At 64.9% G+C, this 15,670-nt stretch carries 13 protein-coding genes; 5 read left to right on the forward strand and 8 right to left on the reverse strand.

What is annotated here, in order from left to right; genetic code table 11:
- Window positions 1-26 precede the first annotated feature (26 nt).
- Complete coding sequence (locus GUY23_RS18310) at window positions 27-1,343, reverse strand: DUF445 domain-containing protein (RefSeq protein WP_166975293.1); 1,317 nt, start codon at window positions 1,341-1,343, stop codon at window positions 27-29.
- Window positions 1,344-1,679: 336 nt separating this feature from the next.
- Here GUY23_RS18310 and GUY23_RS18315 point away from each other — a divergent pair, with 336 nt between their 5' ends.
- The 5 genes from GUY23_RS18315 to efeB all read left to right on the forward strand — a co-directional run bounded on the left by GUY23_RS18315 (window position 1,680) and on the right by efeB (window position 7,712).
- On the forward strand, window positions 1,680-2,519 hold the full coding sequence (locus GUY23_RS18315; protein ID WP_166975296.1) for a class I SAM-dependent methyltransferase: 840 nt from the start codon (window positions 1,680-1,682) through the stop codon (window positions 2,517-2,519).
- A 201-nt stretch (window positions 2,520-2,720) separates the two neighbouring features.
- A complete protein-coding gene (gene argE, locus GUY23_RS18320) occupies window positions 2,721-3,896 on the forward strand; it encodes an acetylornithine deacetylase (protein WP_228282563.1) in 1,176 nt (391 codons plus the stop codon).
- Between the two features lie 248 nt (window positions 3,897-4,144).
- Window positions 4,145-5,032 (forward strand): iron uptake transporter permease EfeU, encoded by an 888-nt coding sequence (efeU, locus tag GUY23_RS18325; RefSeq protein ID WP_166975298.1) that lies wholly within the window; start codon window positions 4,145-4,147, stop codon window positions 5,030-5,032.
- Window positions 5,033-5,046: 14 nt separating this feature from the next.
- A complete protein-coding gene (gene efeO, locus GUY23_RS18330) occupies window positions 5,047-6,360 on the forward strand; it encodes an iron uptake system protein EfeO (RefSeq protein WP_166975300.1) in 1,314 nt (437 codons plus the stop codon).
- Between the two features lie 17 nt (window positions 6,361-6,377).
- A complete protein-coding gene (gene efeB, locus GUY23_RS18335; RefSeq protein WP_228282565.1) occupies window positions 6,378-7,712 on the forward strand; it encodes an iron uptake transporter deferrochelatase/peroxidase subunit in 1,335 nt (444 codons plus the stop codon).
- A gap of 92 nt (window positions 7,713-7,804) precedes the next feature.
- Here the strand turns inward: efeB and rplI are convergent, their stop codons facing one another.
- The 7 genes from rplI to GUY23_RS18370 all read right to left on the reverse strand — a co-directional run bounded on the left by rplI (window position 7,805) and on the right by GUY23_RS18370 (window position 15,618).
- Window positions 7,805-8,263 (reverse strand): 50S ribosomal protein L9, encoded by a 459-nt coding sequence (rplI, locus tag GUY23_RS18340; protein ID WP_166975303.1) that lies wholly within the window; start codon window positions 8,261-8,263, stop codon window positions 7,805-7,807.
- A gap of 16 nt (window positions 8,264-8,279) precedes the next feature.
- Complete coding sequence (gene rpsR / locus GUY23_RS18345; RefSeq protein WP_025779604.1) at window positions 8,280-8,519, reverse strand: 30S ribosomal protein S18; 240 nt, start codon at window positions 8,517-8,519, stop codon at window positions 8,280-8,282.
- Between the two features lie 35 nt (window positions 8,520-8,554).
- Entirely contained in the window at window positions 8,555-9,187 is a 633-nt protein-coding gene (locus tag GUY23_RS18350) for a single-stranded DNA-binding protein (protein WP_166975306.1), read from the reverse strand.
- A gap of 34 nt (window positions 9,188-9,221) precedes the next feature.
- Entirely contained in the window at window positions 9,222-9,512 is a 291-nt protein-coding gene (gene rpsF / locus GUY23_RS18355; protein ID WP_025779601.1) for a 30S ribosomal protein S6, read from the reverse strand.
- 146 nt (window positions 9,513-9,658) lie between these two features.
- Entirely contained in the window at window positions 9,659-10,972 is a 1,314-nt protein-coding gene (locus GUY23_RS18360) for a hypothetical protein (protein ID WP_166975309.1), read from the reverse strand.
- A gap of 31 nt (window positions 10,973-11,003) precedes the next feature.
- Window positions 11,004-13,394 (reverse strand): transglycosylase domain-containing protein, encoded by a 2,391-nt coding sequence (locus GUY23_RS18365; protein WP_228282567.1) that lies wholly within the window; start codon window positions 13,392-13,394, stop codon window positions 11,004-11,006.
- Window positions 13,395-13,911: 517 nt separating this feature from the next.
- Complete coding sequence (locus GUY23_RS18370) at window positions 13,912-15,618, reverse strand: AMP-binding protein (RefSeq protein WP_166975312.1); 1,707 nt, start codon at window positions 15,616-15,618, stop codon at window positions 13,912-13,914.
- Between the last annotated feature and the right edge of the window lie 52 nt (window positions 15,619-15,670).

Consider the following 15,670-nt stretch of genomic DNA (forward strand, 5'->3'; position numbering starts at 1 on the left):
TGTGCCCGATCGCGCGGACACGGCTGTCACCCCGGCAGGAGCACGATGACGGTGTGGAGGAGGAGACCGACGAGAGCGCCGATGACGGTGCCGTTGATGCGGATGTACTGGAGGTCGCGGCCGACGTAGAGTTCGATGCGCTCAGCGGCTTCCTTCGCATCCCAGCGTTCGATGGTGTCGGAGATGACGCTGGCGATCTCGGGACCGAAGCTCTCGGCGAGGTCACCGGCCGTCGTCGCGATCCGGTCGTCGATACGCCGGGAGAAGTCCGAATCCGACTGCAGGCGGTCGGCGAATTCGCCGATGAGCTGCCAGATCCGGGATCGGACCTCACCGCCTTCGTCGATGATGGCCTCCCGCAGCAGCTGTTTGAGGGAGGTCCAGATCTCGAGCACCGAGTCGACGACGCCGTCCTGGCTGAGCAGATCATTGATGATGGTTTCGGCTCGCTCTGACAGCGACGAATCGGACTCGAGGTCGTCGGAGAGATCGACGAGCCAGGCATCGAGGGCCTGCCGGGCCTTGTGGTATTCGTTGTCGCGGACATCGGCGACCCAGCCGAGCACTTCGCGCTGCAGACGGTTCGCCAGCTGTTCGTTGACGAAGTCCGGCACCCACGACGGTGCCCGATTGTGCACGATCTCGTCGATGACCTGAGGATTGTCCTGCAGCCACGCGTACGCCTCGGTGACGACGAGGTCGACGAGTCGATGGTGAGCTCCGTCGAGGACGATCTGACGCAGCAGCTGCGCCAACACCGGAGTCTTCCGCGTCGCAACGAGTCGAGGGATGATGACGTTCCTGGTCAGAGCCTTGATCGAGTCATCGTCGATGCGGGCGAGCACATACTCGAGCCCTCCTGCGGCACGGTCGACGACGATGTCCCGGTTGCCGGGTTTGGCCAGCCACCGGCCGGCACGGTGGGACACCTCGGCGGATCGGATCTTCGTCGACACCGCCTCGGCGTGGAGGAAGTTCGCAGCGACGAAGGCCGACAGGCTCGCCCCGAGGGTGTCCTTCTTGCGGGGGATGATCGCGGTGTGCGGGATCGGCAGGCCGAGCGGGTGGCGGAAGAGCGCGGTGACGGCGAACCAGTCGGCGATCGCGCCGATCATCGCCGCTTCCGAGGCGCGGGAGACAAAGCCCCACACGCCGGTGTTGTCGGTGAAGAGGTGGGTGGAGAGGAAGATGAGCGTGGCGAGGATGAGCAGCGACAGCGCGAGAGTGCGCATCTTCTTCAGCCCGCGAGCGCGCTCTTGATCCTCCGGCGTCAGCTCGGCCGGACCGCCGGTGTCGCCGCCCGCACCGAAGCGCGGCACGGATGGTGCATTCTCGATCGACATCGTTCCCCCTTGTCACTTGTCATCGACTCTAGCGAAACCACGCCGCTCGACCTGCATCCGCCGGCGCATTCTCGGCTGGGAATTCAGCGTGCCGTCCGGGAGGCGTGCCGTCCGGCCGCGAGATCCGCTGCAGCGCAATCAGGCGTCCACCACCGCTGCCGTCACTTCCACCCGCAAGCATCATCGGGCACCGTTGGCGACACAACGCCCCGGTGCACCGGGTGGCTGTGCCGCTACCTGTAGGAGATGAGCCCACCTGCCCACCCAAGAGGTCTGACGATCGACTCCGGCTCGCGAGAGCCGCGAGAATACCCGCGTCAACGGTAGGCTCGGTGGATGGAGTACTTCGAGGATCGTGAGCGGGCGGAATCCTTCGGCGAGGTGGCCACGGACTACGACGCCTACCGACCGAAATATCCTGCCGCGCTCATCTCGGCCATGATCAACGCCGCCGAGGCGGGGGCCGGTTCACGTGTTCCGCGCGTCCTCGATGTCGGCTCGGGCACGGGCATCCTCGCCGTCCAACTCAGGGATGCCGGGGCCGAGATCGTGGCGGTCGAACCCGACGAAGAGATGGCCGCCATTGCCCGGTCCAAAGGGCTCAAGGTCGAAGTCTCCTCGTTCGAAGACTGGAATGCGCGCGGCCGCATTTTCGACCTCGTCAGCTTCGGCCAGTCCTACCACTGGGTCGACCCGATGGTCGCTCTGCCGAAGATCCGAGGCCTGCTCGAACCGGGCGGGAGACTGGCTCTGGCCTGGAACGATATCGAACCGCTCGGAGAGCTGCGGAACCGACTCGACGCGATCACCGCACGCTTCCATGCCGAGGGAACCACAGCGAGCCTCGGCACTGCGGCGAGCGCAGGATCTGCAGCGAACCACGGTTCTGACGGGACTTCGGCGGCGACGACGCCGGACAATTTCGAACCGATCGAGCACCCGGCACTCGCCCAACTGCGCGCCATGAAGTTCATCCCACGGAAGTCCACTTTCACCGAAGACCTGCACTATTCGCGGCACGACTGGCTGTCGATGGTGTTCACACATTCGGCTCAACTGACGATGGATCCGGTCAAGCGAGCAGTCATGCGGGAAGAGATGAACGCCGAAATCCCAGCCGGCGGCCTCGAAGCGCGCAACGACGCCCTGCTCATCCTCGCCCAGCCGTCCCACTGATCGGGCCGGTCCACCGCCGCCGGAACCAGCCCCGTAGAGTGGGAAGCGTCTGGTCACCGCTGTCCTGCGCACGGGGACCACGCATGATTCCTCTACGGAGTCCACGGCCCCGAAGAGCCCCGGGGTCACCCGAGCCCTCAACGAACGCAGCAGCGCACCGACCGGATCGACGCCATCAGCATCCGAGAGTCAGGAGCAGTCGTGCCAGCACAACCGGCCGAGGCCACCATCGCCGAGATCACCGATCTCATCACCTTCGACACGACGAGCCGGGACACGAACCTGCCGCTCATCGAGCACGTCGAGGCCCGCCTCCAAGCCGCCGGCATCAGCTTCCAGCGCATCCCGAACGCCGAAGGCACGAAGGCGAACCTCCTCGCCACGATCCCCGCCGCCGACGGCACCACCACCGGCGGCATCGTCCTGTCCGGACACACCGACGTCGTTCCCGTCGACGGCCAGGACTGGTCGTCCGAACCGTTCGCGCCGGAGATCCGCGACGGCAAGTACTACGCCCGCGGCAGCGCGGACATGAAGTCCTTCGTCGGTGTCATCCTCTCCCGCCTCGAAGCGCTCACCTCCGCGAAGCTGCGCGAGCCCATCCACTTCGCGTTCTCCTACGACGAGGAGATCGGGTGCGTCGGCGCCATCGACCTCGTCAAGGCCATCACCGACGCCGAACTCGCGCCCCGCGGCTGCGTCGTCGGTGAGCCCTCGAGCATGCGCGTCATCCGCGGCCACAAGTCGATCAGCGTCTTCCGCGTCGACTTCCACGGCGTCGCTGCGCACTCCTCGCTCACGACCGAAGGTGTCAACGCCATCGCCTACGCCTCCGAATTCGTCGCCTTCGTCCACGCCGTTGCCGCCGAATTCCGCACCGAAGGGCCCTTCGACGAGGCCTACGTCGTGCCCTACACCTCGGTCACGGCGAACACCTTCAAGGGCGGAATCGCCGTGAATACGATCCCCGCCGAGGCGACCGTGCAGTTCGAGTTCCGCTCGCTCAGTTCCGTTGATCGCGAAGCCCTCATCACCCGTTTCCGCGACGAGGCCGAGCGCCTGGGCCGCGCCATGGCCGCCGAGAACGAGACCGCCGGGGTCGACTTCACGATCGAGTCCACCGCCCCCGGCTGCGAGACCCCTGCCGATGCCGACATCGTGGCACTCGCCGCGAACTGGGGCGGCATCGCCACCGATGACAAGGTCACCTACGGCACCGAGGCGGGTCTGTTCTCCGAGGCCGGCATCCCGACCGTCGTCTGCGGGCCCGGAGACATCGCCCAGGCTCATGCACCCGACGAGTTCATCGAGCTCGAACAGATCGCTGCCTGCGAAACCTTCATCGACGCGCTCATCAGCGACCTCAGCGAGGCCTGAGTCCGGACGGCACCGACCGGCCCTCGGCCGGCCGGTTTCGGTCCCTCGCGCTGCTGCCCCGCCCGGACAATCGAGGCATGCCCGTGACCTTGCGCACCCCGCGATGGGATGTACACTTATTTTCGCCTGACCTTAGGTAAGGCTAAATTCGTACTCATCCATTTCTCCACCGGATCCCCCTTGTCTCCGGTGAAGCACCGAGGCGACCGCTGTGCTGCCACCTCGGCGGACAGACAGAAGAAGGTCGCATGTTCCTTGCGAATCTCCTCATCGCGCTGCGAGAGGGACTCGAGGCCACCCTGGTCATCGGGATCCTCGTCGGCTATCTGGTCAAGACCGATCGCCGCGATGTGCTGCCGAAGCTCTGGCTCGGTGTGGGCGTGGCAGCGCTCATCCCACTGTCGATCGGCGCGGCGCTGACCTGGGGTCCGAAGACGCTGACGTTCCAGGCGCAGGAGATCATCGGCGGCTCCCTGTCGATCGTCACCGTCGCCCTCGTGACCGGGATGATCTTCTGGATGGGCAAGCACTCCCGCCAGCTCAAGGGCGAACTCGAATCGTCGATGGCCGCCTCGTTGACCAAACGCTCCTCCGGCTGGGGCATCGTCGGACTGGCCGTGCTGGCAGTCGGCCGTGAAGGCGCGGAGACAGCGCTGTTCATCTGGGCGACGGTGCGCTCGTCGGTCGAGAACAGCGTGCTCGCCACGACCGCAGGAGTCATCACGGGCCTCGTCCTCGCGGTCGTCCTCGGCTGGATCATCTACCGCGGATCCAGGCGCATCAACATGAAGCTCTTCTTCTCCGTCACCGGCTACTTCCTCATCCTCGTCGCCGCCGGCATCTTCGCCTACGGCATCGGCGACCTCCAGGAAGCCGGCGTCCTGCCGGGGATCATGAATCACACCTGGGACTTCAGCTCATCCCTGCCCGGCCCGGGGTCGCCGATCTACTGGCTCTACGTCCTCGGCCAGGCGATCTTCCAGGTCAACGTCCAACCCACGGTGCTGCAGACGATCGGCTGGATCGTCTACATCATCCCCGTCATCATCCTCTTCGCCCGCCAGATCCACGGCCGCACGCGCGCGACATCGACCCCTGAGCCGACCCATCCCTCCTCATCGCTCCATCCCAACTGAACACAAGGACACCCATGAAACGACACAGCGCTCTCATCGCTCTGCCGACCGCCACGCTGCTGGCACTGTCGCTGGCGGCGTGCACCGACAACCCGCAGAACAAGAAGTCCGACGATGCCGACGGCAACGGCGACATCACCGTGACGATCACCGACGATTCCTGCGAAGTCTCACCGGCCGAATTCCCCTCGGGCAAGGTCTCCTTCACCGTGACGAACAACGGCACCAAGCCCAACGAGTTCGAGATCCTCGCCGAGAACAAGCTCCAGATCGAATCCGAACGCGAGAACATCGGCCCCGGCACGACCGCCACCCTGACCACCGCCCTCGACGAGGGCACGTACTACACCGCCTGCAAGCCGAACATGGTCGGCGACTTCGTCGGACTCGCCGAACTGGCCGTGACGAAGGGTGAGAAAGTCGAGGTCTCGAAGGACGTGCAGGCCGAAGAGGACAAGGCGATTACGAACTACACCGGCTACGTCAAGGACCAGGTCGGCCAGCTCGTCGACGCCACGCAGGAGTTCACCGACGCCTACACCTCCGGCGACACCGAGAAGGCCAAGGCCCTGTTCCCGCTGGCCCGCCAGCACTACGAACGCATCGAGCCGACCGCGGAATCCTTCGGCATCAAGGAAGCCGGCGATCTCGACGGGGCGCTCGACGCCCGCGTCCAGGACCTCTCGGCCGACGCCGACAAGAAGCCCAATGACCCTGAGGTGCTCGCCGACTGGACCGGCTGGCACCGCATCGAGGCCGACCTGTTCGCAGATCAGTCCGAGGGCTTCGCCTTCGACTCCGATGCCGACCGGAAGAAGGTCACCGACCAGCTCAACAAGGACACGAAGAAGCTCTACGACCTCGTCTACGGCAAGGTCGACGGAGCGAACGGGAAGTTCGAGCTCAAGCTCTCCGACGTCGCCACCGGAGCCTCCGACCTCATGGAAGAGGTCGCCCTGTCGAAGATCGGCGGTGAGGAGGAGACCTTCTCCCACACCGACCTCTACGACTTCAAGGCCAATGTCGAAGGCGCCGAGGTGGCCTACGGCAACGTCGAGAAGCTCGTCGAAGACCAGGACCCCGACCTGGCGAAGCGGATCACGCACAACTTCGACAAGGTCAACACGCTGCTGAAGAAGCAGCAGGACGGCAAGGACGACGACGGCAACGTCCTCTACCAGGACTACGCGAAGGTCGCGACCGTGCAGAAGGACGCCGGTGAGGCGCCGAAGGACACCGACTACACGAAGACTCAGCAGGAGTTCTCCGATGCCGTGAACGCACTGAGCGAGCCGCTGTCCAAGGTCGCCGGGACGGTGCTGCACTGACCCCGAACGATGACGCCGTGGAACCGGCCGGAAAGGACCAAGAATCCTCCGGCCGGTTTCGCGGCATCGACCGCAGACATCTCTTCACCCTCGGCGGTGCCGCCGGAGCCCTCGGCCTCGCCGGTCTCGGCGGAGGCGCCATCGGCTACGGGCTCCGCGCGTCGAAGCAGGACCAACCGTCTGCCACCGAGCTGCGCTACCCGTTCCGGGGCACGGTCCAGCAGGGGATCCTCACTCCGGCACAGGACAACATGTACACGGCGGCATTCGACGTCACCGACGAGGACATCGACTCACTGAAGTTCCTCCTCGAGGACTGGACCGTCGCGGCCGAACAGATGACTGCCGGCGAACTCGTCGGCGGCGCCCCGAACGCCAACCGCGAGTTCCCACCCGAAGACTCGGGTGAGGCATGGGGCTATCCGGCCAGCGGACTGACTATCACCTTCGGCTTCGGCCGTTCCCTGTTCGTCGACGATCAGGGCCGAGACCGCTTCGGATTCGCCGAGAGGATGCCGCCAGTGTTGCGCGACGGCGTGCCGAAGTTCGCCAACGAGGCGCTGCGCAAGGATGCCTCGGACGGAGACCTCCTCATTCAGGCCTGCGCGAACGATCCGCAGGTGGCCGTCCATGCCATCCGCAATCTCACCCGCATCGCCTTCGGCACCGCGAAGCTGCGCTGGGGTCAGATCGGCTACGGACGCACCTCGTCGACGTCGACTGCGCAGGAGACGCCGCGCAACCTCTTCGGGTTCAAGGACGGGACGAACAATATCAAGTCCGAAAACGGGGACAAGGAGCTTGCGAAGCAGCTGTGGGTGCAGTCCGGTGACGATGACGCCTCGGATGCGTGGATGACCGGCGGCACCTATTTCATGGCCCGCAAGATCCACATGTATCTGGAGATCTGGGACCGGGTCTCCCTCGCCGAGCAGGAAGACATCATCGGCCGCGACAAACGCTACGGGGCCCCACAATCGGTGGCCTCACCGGATGCGGAAGCGGAGTTCACCCCGCTGGACTTCGCGGCGAAGAACGGTCAGGGTGACACGGCCATCGACCCTCGCGCGCACGTCGCGATCGTCGCTCCCGAGCACAATCACGGCGCGATGATGCTCCGCCGCGGATACAACTACACCGATGGCAACGATTCGCTCGGCCGCCTCGACGCCGGTCTGTTCTTCATCGCCTTCGTCCGGGACCCGCGCACCCAGTTCTACCCGATCCTCAAGACCATGGCGGACAAGGATCTGCTCACCGAGTACCTCCAGCACCAGGCCTCGGCGCTGTTCGCGATCCCACCGGGAATCGGCGAGTCGGACACCATGGTCGGCCAGAAGCTCTTCGGTTGAGGCCAGCGCGCAGCACCCGCACCCACCCATAAGAAACACCGAGGCGGCACCTGAACTCAGGTGCCGCCTCGGCGGTGGTGCAGTGTTCGGGATCAGGCCTTGCCGATGACCTCGAACTTGATCTTCGCGGTGATCTCGTCGCTGACGCGCACAACAGCGTTGTAGCTGCCGGGAGTCTTGACGTGACCGGTCAGAGCGACCTGACGGCGATCGAAATCGCGACCGGTGGCCGTGTGCAGGGCCTCTGCCACGAGGGCAGGGGTGACGGCGCCGAAGAGGCGACCGTTCTTGCCGGCCTTCATCTCGATGCGAGACGTGGTCGACTCGAGTTCGCCCTTGACCTTCACTGCTTCATCGTGGTCGGCGATCTGCTTGGCCTGGCGGGCCTTGCGGAGAGCCTCGATGTGCTTCTCCGCGCCTGCGGACCATGCGGATGCCCAGCCACGGGGCAGCAGCAGGTTGCGTGCGTATCCGGCACGAACCTCGACGACATCGCCGGCGGCACCGAGGCCGTCGACTTCCTGGTTGAGAATCACTTTGCGGTTAGGCATTATTCTTTCCCTCCGATCAGCGAGCTGAGCTCGAGTAGGGCAGAAGTGCCATCTCGCGGGCGTTCTTGACAGCCTTTGCGATGACGCGCTGTTCCTGCACGGTCACACCGGTGACACGACGTGCACGGATCTTGCCGCGGTCGGAAATGAACTTACGGAGCGTAGCGGTGTCCTTGTAGTGGATGTTCGCCGCTTCGCCCTTCTTGAGCGGATTAGCCTTCTTCTTGATCGGCTTCCGGATCTCTGGCTTGGCCATGAGTATCTCCTGTTAACGAAATGTCTGAACGTGGATCAGAACGGGGGTTCATCGGCGCCGGGATTGCCCCAGCCGCCGTTGCCGCTCTGTGGATTCGATGATGCCCACGGGTCATCGGCGGGACCGTTGTTGCCCTGGCTGTAGCCGCCCTGGCGCTGACCGCCCTGCGGGTTGCCCTGCTGGCCGCCCTGCGGGTTGTTGCCCCATCCGGAGGACTGCTGGTTGCCGAAGCCGCCCTGCTGGCCGCCTCCGCCCTGGCCTCCGCCGAAGTTTCCGCCGCCACCGAAGTTTCCTCCGCCGCCGGGGTTGTTCTTCGTCACCTGGGCGGTGGCCCGTCGCAGGCTGGGGCCGACTTCGTCGACGTCCAGTTCCATGACGGTGCGCTTCTCGCCTTCCTTGGTTTCGAAGGACCGGGACTTCAGTCGGCCCTGAACGATGACCCGGCTACCGCGCGTGAGCGATTCGGCGACGTTCTCTCCCATTTCACGCCAGACCGAGCAGCGGAGGAACAGGGTCTCCCCGTCCTTGAACTCGTTGGCCTGACGGTCGAAGATACGCGGCGTCGAGGCCACGGTGAAGTTTGCGACTGCAGCACCGTTGGGTGTGAAGCGCAGTTCGGGATCGCTGGTGAGGTTCCCGACGACCGTGATGACTGTTTCGCCTGCCATTGAATGCTCCTTGAAGCGAGGTAGCTGAGATGCCTTACTTGGCGTCCGGGCGGAGGATCTTCGTGCGCAGAACGGACTCGTTGAGTCCGAGCTGACGATCGAGTTCCTTGGTCGTTGCGGGCTCGGCGTGGAAATCAACCACGACGTAGTAGCCTTCGGACTTCTTCTGGATCTCGTACGCGAAGCGACGACGTCCCCAGATATCCACGTTGTCGACGGTGCCGTTCTCAGCCGGGACAACCTTGATCAGGTTGTTCACGGTGTCAGCCAGCGTCCGCTCTTCGAGGTCGTTATCAAGAATGAGCATGAGCTCGTACTTACGCATATGTCACCCACCTCCTCTGGTCTTTGCGGCCATGGTCGGTCCATGGCAGGAGGGTATATGCCTGTCCGTCCCGCTTCCGTGCTGGTCACGAAATGGGAACAGACCTCACCAGTCTAGTCGAACCGCCCGCGCGCTGTCATGTCCGTTCACGTGGCCTTCCTTACCACCAACGGTGGGTCGTTCTCATCCTCTCGCCGAGGTGGCGCCGCCGGCGCCGGCACACCGCGGATCCGTCGCCGGTAGAGGTTCTCACCGGCCATGATGATGAGGAGGACGAGGGCGAGCAGGCGCAGCAGGGCGAAGAGGGCGACGAAGCCGGGGTCGAGTCCCTTGTCGGCTTCGAAGCCGGAGACGTCGCCGAGCTGGATTCCGACGGCGAAGACCGCCTCGGCGAGTGTCCAGACGATGAGCACCCACCAGCGTCGGACGGCCAGCGCGGCGAAGGGCAGCAGCCACAGGCTGTCCCACGGCATGATGCCCGGCGCGAGCAGCAGGCAGCCGCCGATGAGCAGGCAGGCGGACACTGCGGGGTCCAGCCCGGTGCGCCGGACCATGTAGAGGCTGACGGTCACGGCGAGAACCACGCCGGCGCTGGCGGTGATCCACAACGGGGCCCACAGTGCAGCGTCGCCGAGTTGGGCCATGACCAGAATCGAGGCGAACGATCCGCCGTCGACGGCATCGGAGTACCAGTGGATCAGCCGGTCGATCGCCGTCATGTCGAGGACGAGGAGGATCGCCGAGGTGACCGTGGCCGAGGCGAGCATCATCCGCGGATCTCGCCGCTTCAGGCCGCGGGCCGGGCGGGGTCCGGACAGGACGAGGGCGAGGAGGACGAGGAGCGCGAGCGGGTTGATGAACGTCGCGATGCCGAGCAGGACTCCGGCCAACCAGCCACGCGGTCGCAGCGGCGGCGCGCCGAAGAAGAGGGCCATCGCCCATACCGCGAACGCCAGCGCCAGCGGATCGAGCGTCGAACCGAGGGTGAAGAGGATGAGCGGTGAGGCGAAGACTGCGACCAGCCAGGCCCGTTCACGGGCGAGGACGAGGAGCCCCGTGCTGAGGGCCGCCACCCCGGCCGTGTTGAGCAGCAGGACCACGACCATGAAGAGTGAGACGTCGTCGGTGAGGAGATGGATGAGGTCGACGAGGCGTGCCTCGAGCGGGGCCAGCCCCGCCGCTCCGCCACGAGCGCGGCCGAACACCTCGGGGTTGACCTCACCCGCGAACGCCGTGGACAGGGGGCCGGCGCACATCCTCGCCGAGGCGGACGGCTGTGCGTAGCCGGAGTTCAGGCACGGTCCCTGGAGCGCCAGACCGAGGAATGTGGTCAGCCCGAGGAGTGCGGCGAGGACATAGGCCTGCGAACTGCGGAACCGCCGTCCGGCGACACCGAGGTGAATGCCGACCGGACCGCCGAGCAGTGGCTCGGCGATCCGGGTGCTGGGCTTCGAAGGCATGACTCGAGGTTACCGGTCGTTACTCCCGGTACTAGTCATTGCCACCAGGGGACTTCGGCGGTTCAACCGGGATCCCGCCTTCTGGTCCATCGTCTTTCGGTGGGTCCTCATTGCTGCCGGATCCGTTGCCGCCGCCGGAATCCTTGTCGTCTCCGTCGTCGGACCCGCCGGACTTATCGCCGTCGCCTCCGTCGTCGCCTTCCTTGCTCCCGTCGTCGCCGGAGTCCTTGGCGTCGTCCGATCCGTCCTTCGAGCCTTCTTCCTTGCCCTTCTCATCGCCTTCGGAGTCCGAGTCCTTGTTCTTGTCCTCGTCATCCTTCGGCTCTTCGACCGGAGCCTTGGTCTCGTCCCCGTCGCTGCCGCTGTTGCTGCCCGACGGGGCCTTCGGCTCGGGCTTCGGAGCCGGAGCAGGATTGGTGTTCTTCGGCTTGGGTTTGTCGGGCAGTTCACCGCGGGCGGGGAACTGTTCGACCTTCTCGCCTTGGAGGGCCTGCTTCATGTAATCCGTCCAGACCTGAACCGGGAACGAACCACCGGTGACCTCACCGCGGCCGCCGAAGGAGCCGATCGACACGGACTTTCCGTCGACCTCGCGGTAGAGCACGACCGAAGTCGCGAGGTTCGGCGTGTACCCGGAGAACCAGGCCGCCTTGTTCTCGTTGGTCGTACCGGTCTTGCCGGCAGCCGGACGTCCGAGATTCTGGGCGTAGCTGCCCGATCCGCCGTTGACGACCTGGCTCAGCGCGTACGAGGTCTCAGCGCCGACAGCCTTGTCGAAGACGCGCTTGCCCTTCGTTTCGGCCTTGTACACTTCCTTGTCCTCGGCGCCCTGATTGATCTTCTTGATCGAGTGGGTCTCGTGGTGGACGCCGTTCGCAGCGAAGGTCGCATACGCCGATGCCATATCGATGGGCTTGACGCTGGGCGTACCCAGCACGTTCGACGGGTTCGCGGTCAGTCCGATCGAGCAACCGCCCGTGTTGCCGGCCTTCATCTCCTTATCGGTGCAGTTCGGAGTCAGCCCCGCACGTTCTGCGACGTCGACGGTCTTGTCCGGACCGACCTGCACGTTGAGTGCAGCATAGGCGGTGTTGATCGATGACTGCGTCGCCTTGAGCAGACTGACCGGCCCGTAGCTCGTATTGCCGAAGTTGTTGACCGTCCACGGCGTCCCGTCGTTGTTCAAGGTCGTCGGGCTGGCACCCGGATAGGAGTCGGTCAGTCGCACACCGTTCTCCAATCCTGCCACGAGGGCGAAGGGCTTGAACGTCGAACCGGCCTGCACGTGGCTCTGAGTCGAGGCGTTGAACGCCTGGTCGAGGTAGTTCTTGCCGCCGTAGAAGGCTTCGATGCCGCCGTTGTCCGGGTCGATCGAGACGAGTCCGGCCTGCATGCCTTCCGGCTGCTGCTGCGGCAGTGTCTTGATCGCGCTTTCGGCGGCCTTCATCCGGTCCTTGTCGAAGGTTGTGACGATGTTGTAGCCGCCGCGGTCGAGCTGCGCCTCGTCGATGTCGAGCTTGCGCAGTGCCTCACGCCGCACGAAGTCCCACATGTAGCCCTTCTGGCCCGAGAGTGAGGACTCCTTGTTCTGCTTCCGCACCTCGGGCATCTTGACCTTCGCGGCCTGTTCCTCGGTGATGAAGCCTTCCTTGACCATGTTCTTGACCACGTAGTCGAAGCGGTCCTGGTAGGCACCGGGGTCGTCCGAGGGATCGGCGGCGCCCGGACGTTGGATCATCGCGGCCAGCAGTGCGGACTCGCTGACGTTGAGCTCCGAGGCCGGCTTGTCGAAGTAGTTCTGTGCGGCCACCTCGATGCCGTAGGAGCGCCGACCGAGGTAGATGGTGTTGAGGTAGTTCGCGAGGATCTCGTCCTTGGACTGCTGCTGGTCGATCTTGAGCGAGATGAACATCTCCTTGACCTTGCGATCGAAGGAGTGCTCGTTCGTGAGGTAGAAGTTCTTCACGTACTGCTGGGTGATCGTCGAGCCGCCGCCCGCGTACTTGTTCGTCGCCACGCCGACCACGGCGCGGGAGAGGCCCTTGATCGAGATGCCGCGGTTCTCGTAGAACGAGGTGTCCTCGGCGGCGATCGCGGCTTTCTGCATGGGTTCGGAGATCTCGTCGATCTCGACGGACTTGCGGTCTTCGACCTTGTACTGGCCGATGGGGGTCTTGCCGTCGCTGTAGTAGATAGTCGACGTCTGACCGGTCGCCTCGAGGTTCGGCTCGGGGATGTCCGTCGAGGCATATCCGACGGCGAAGAGCACGCACAGCGCGATGACGAGGCTGAGCCCGCCGACGACGAGTATGCGGATGCTCGGCAGGTAACGAGTCCATCCGCTCACACCCGCACGGGGGTAGTTGAGCAGATTCTTCGTATTCCTGCCGATGTTCTTGGCTGTGTGTTGTCCCTTAGCCACCCAAGGTCCTCCAGGTCAGTCAGCCTGCCGCAATGCGTGGCGACGAGGTCCGAAAAAGGTTAAAGACGCAAAACAGTTTCGCACGCCTTCTTTAGTAGACCGTGAAAAAGTGCTGAACCACCCGCCCAATCACCGGCCGAGGTTACCAAATGGTATATCGAGTAACCCCTGATATGAACTCTCACCAGGCATTTTAATTCACCGCGGCGGATTCAACCACGACATGTGCGTGTTTGCTCACATTCACGCTCTCAGTCTTCCCTTACCTCGCTGATCCAAGGCCATTCCGCCGGACGAATCGCGCCTTCACCGCCCCGATCACGTCCACACCCCGCCGAAATCCCTCGCCACCCCGCCCGAATCCCGTCGATCAAGGCGCAGCGCCTCTGCAGACCCGTGGACCGATCCACAACCGCGCTCCGCCTTGAACGAGCGCTGCGAGCACTGTTGAGCCCTCCATCACCGAGGCGGCCCCGCAGCAGGGAAGACGCGTGGCCCCGCCGCCGGACCGTCCGCGTCAGCCTTTGAGGTCGAAGTCCGTGTCAGCGTATTCTTCGCCGGTCACGCCCGGTTCGCCGCTGAACGGGTGGAGCTGATCCTCACGTGCCCGCAGTTCGACACGACGGATCTTGCCCGAGATCGTCTTCGGCAGCTCCGCGAACTCGAGGCGGCGGATGCGCTTGTACGGCGCCAGGTGTTCACGGCAGTACGCGAGGATCGACCGCGCGGTCTCGGAGTCGGCCGCGAACTTGCTCGTTACGACGACATAGGCTTTCGGCACCGCGAGGCGCACCGGGTCCGGCGACGGCACGACAGCCGCCTCGGCGACGGCCTCGTGTTCGATGAGCACGCTCTCGAGCTCGAACGGGGAGAGCCGGTAGTCGCTGGCCTTGAACACATCGTCGGCGCGACCGACGTAGGTGATGTAGCCGTCTTCGTCGCGCTGGGCCACGTCACCGGTGTGGTAGACGCCGCCTTCGAACGCCTCGGCGGTCTTCTCCTCGTTGTTCCAGTACCCGCTGGTCAGGCCGATCGGCCGGGGATCGAGGCGGAGGCAGATCTCACCCTCATCGCCTTCCTCGCCCGTGCTGGGATCGATGAGGACGACGTCGAAGCCGGGCAGCGCCTTACCCATCGAGCCGTACTTGAGCGGCTGGTCAGGCGAGTTGCCGACCTGGAGGGTCGTCTCGGTCTGGCCGAAGCCGTCGCGGATGAGCACACCCCAGTCGCTCTTGACCCGGTCGATGACCTCGGGGTTGAGCGGTTCGCCGGCACCCAGAGCCTTCTGCGGCGGGGTCTTGAGGTGTCCGAGATCGGCCTGGATGAGCATCCGCCACACGGTCGGCGGAGCGCAGAAGCTCGTCACACCGACCCGGTCCATGGTCTCCATCAGGGCGTTCGCGTCGAAGCGTGAGTAGTTGTAGAGGAACACGCAGGCCTCGGCGATCCACGGGGTGAAGATGTTCGACCACGCGTGCTTGGCCCAACCGGGCGAGGCGACATTGAGGTGGACATCGCCGGGGGTCAGGCCCATCCAGTACATCGTCGAGAGGTGTCCGACGGGGTAGGAGACGTGCGAGTGGGCGACCATCTTCGCCTTCGACGTTGTGCCAGAGGTGAAATAGAGGAGCAGGAGGTCATCGGCCCGGGACTGCCCCTGCGGGTCGAACGATGTGCTCTCCTCGGCGGCCTCGGAGTACGTGTAGTCCTGCTGGCGGGTGGCGTCGGCGCCGACGACGATGCGCACGACATCGGACTCGACGTCGTCGAACTTCGCGGCGTCCGCGGCACCGGCGACGACGAATTCGGCCCGGCCACGCTCGACGCGGTCGGCCAGATCGATGGGACCGAGCTGGGTGGTCGCGGGCAGCAGCACCGCACCGAGCTTGATGCCGGCGAGCATCGTCTCCCACAGCTCGACCTGGTTGCCCAGCATCACCATGACATGGTCGCCGCGCTTGACTCCCGCGCGGCGGAGGTAGTTGGCGACCTGGTTCGACCGTGCCGAGAGCTCCGCGTAGCTCCACTTGCCTTCCGACCCGTCCTGCTCGACGATCCACAGGGCCGGGTCGTCGTTGTTCTCGGCGACCTTGTCGAACCAGTCGAGGGCGAAGTTGAAGTGGGTGAAGCGCGGCCATTCGAACGTCGAGCGGGCCGCTTCATAGTCGGTGCGAAGCTCGATCAGCTGGTCTCGGGCTGCCCGGAACTCCTCGGTCACTGTCATGGCTGTCTCCTCACATCATCGCCGCCGTCACATGCTGTGACGTCGAGCACAA

The organism is Brevibacterium atlanticum (genome assembly GCF_011617245.1).
Classification (GTDB): domain Bacteria; phylum Actinomycetota; class Actinomycetes; order Actinomycetales; family Brevibacteriaceae; genus Brevibacterium; species Brevibacterium atlanticum.

Excerpts from the sequence above, each read along its gene's own strand:
- GUY23_RS18370 (WP_166975312.1), bottom strand. The coding sequence starts at position 15,618 with ATGACAGTGACCGAGGAGTTCCGGGCAGCCCGAGACCAGCTGATCGAG.
- GUY23_RS18315 (WP_166975296.1), top strand. The coding sequence starts at position 1,680 with ATGGAGTACTTCGAGGATCGTGAGCGGGCGGAATCCTTCGGCGAGGTG.
- rpsF (WP_025779601.1), bottom strand. The coding sequence starts at position 9,512 with ATGCGTAAGTACGAGCTCATGCTCATTCTTGATAACGACCTCGAAGAG.
- rpsR (WP_025779604.1), bottom strand. The coding sequence starts at position 8,519 with ATGGCCAAGCCAGAGATCCGGAAGCCGATCAAGAAGAAGGCTAATCCG.
- GUY23_RS18310 (WP_166975293.1), bottom strand. The coding sequence starts at position 1,343 with ATGTCGATCGAGAATGCACCATCCGTGCCGCGCTTCGGTGCGGGCGGC.
- efeU (WP_166975298.1), top strand. The coding sequence starts at position 4,145 with ATGTTCCTTGCGAATCTCCTCATCGCGCTGCGAGAGGGACTCGAGGCC.
- GUY23_RS18360 (WP_166975309.1), bottom strand. The coding sequence starts at position 10,972 with ATGCCTTCGAAGCCCAGCACCCGGATCGCCGAGCCACTGCTCGGCGGT.
- efeO (WP_166975300.1), top strand. The coding sequence starts at position 5,047 with ATGAAACGACACAGCGCTCTCATCGCTCTGCCGACCGCCACGCTGCTG.
- rplI (WP_166975303.1), bottom strand. The coding sequence starts at position 8,263 with ATGCCTAACCGCAAAGTGATTCTCAACCAGGAAGTCGACGGCCTCGGT.
- GUY23_RS18350 (WP_166975306.1), bottom strand. The coding sequence starts at position 9,187 with ATGGCAGGCGAAACAGTCATCACGGTCGTCGGGAACCTCACCAGCGAT.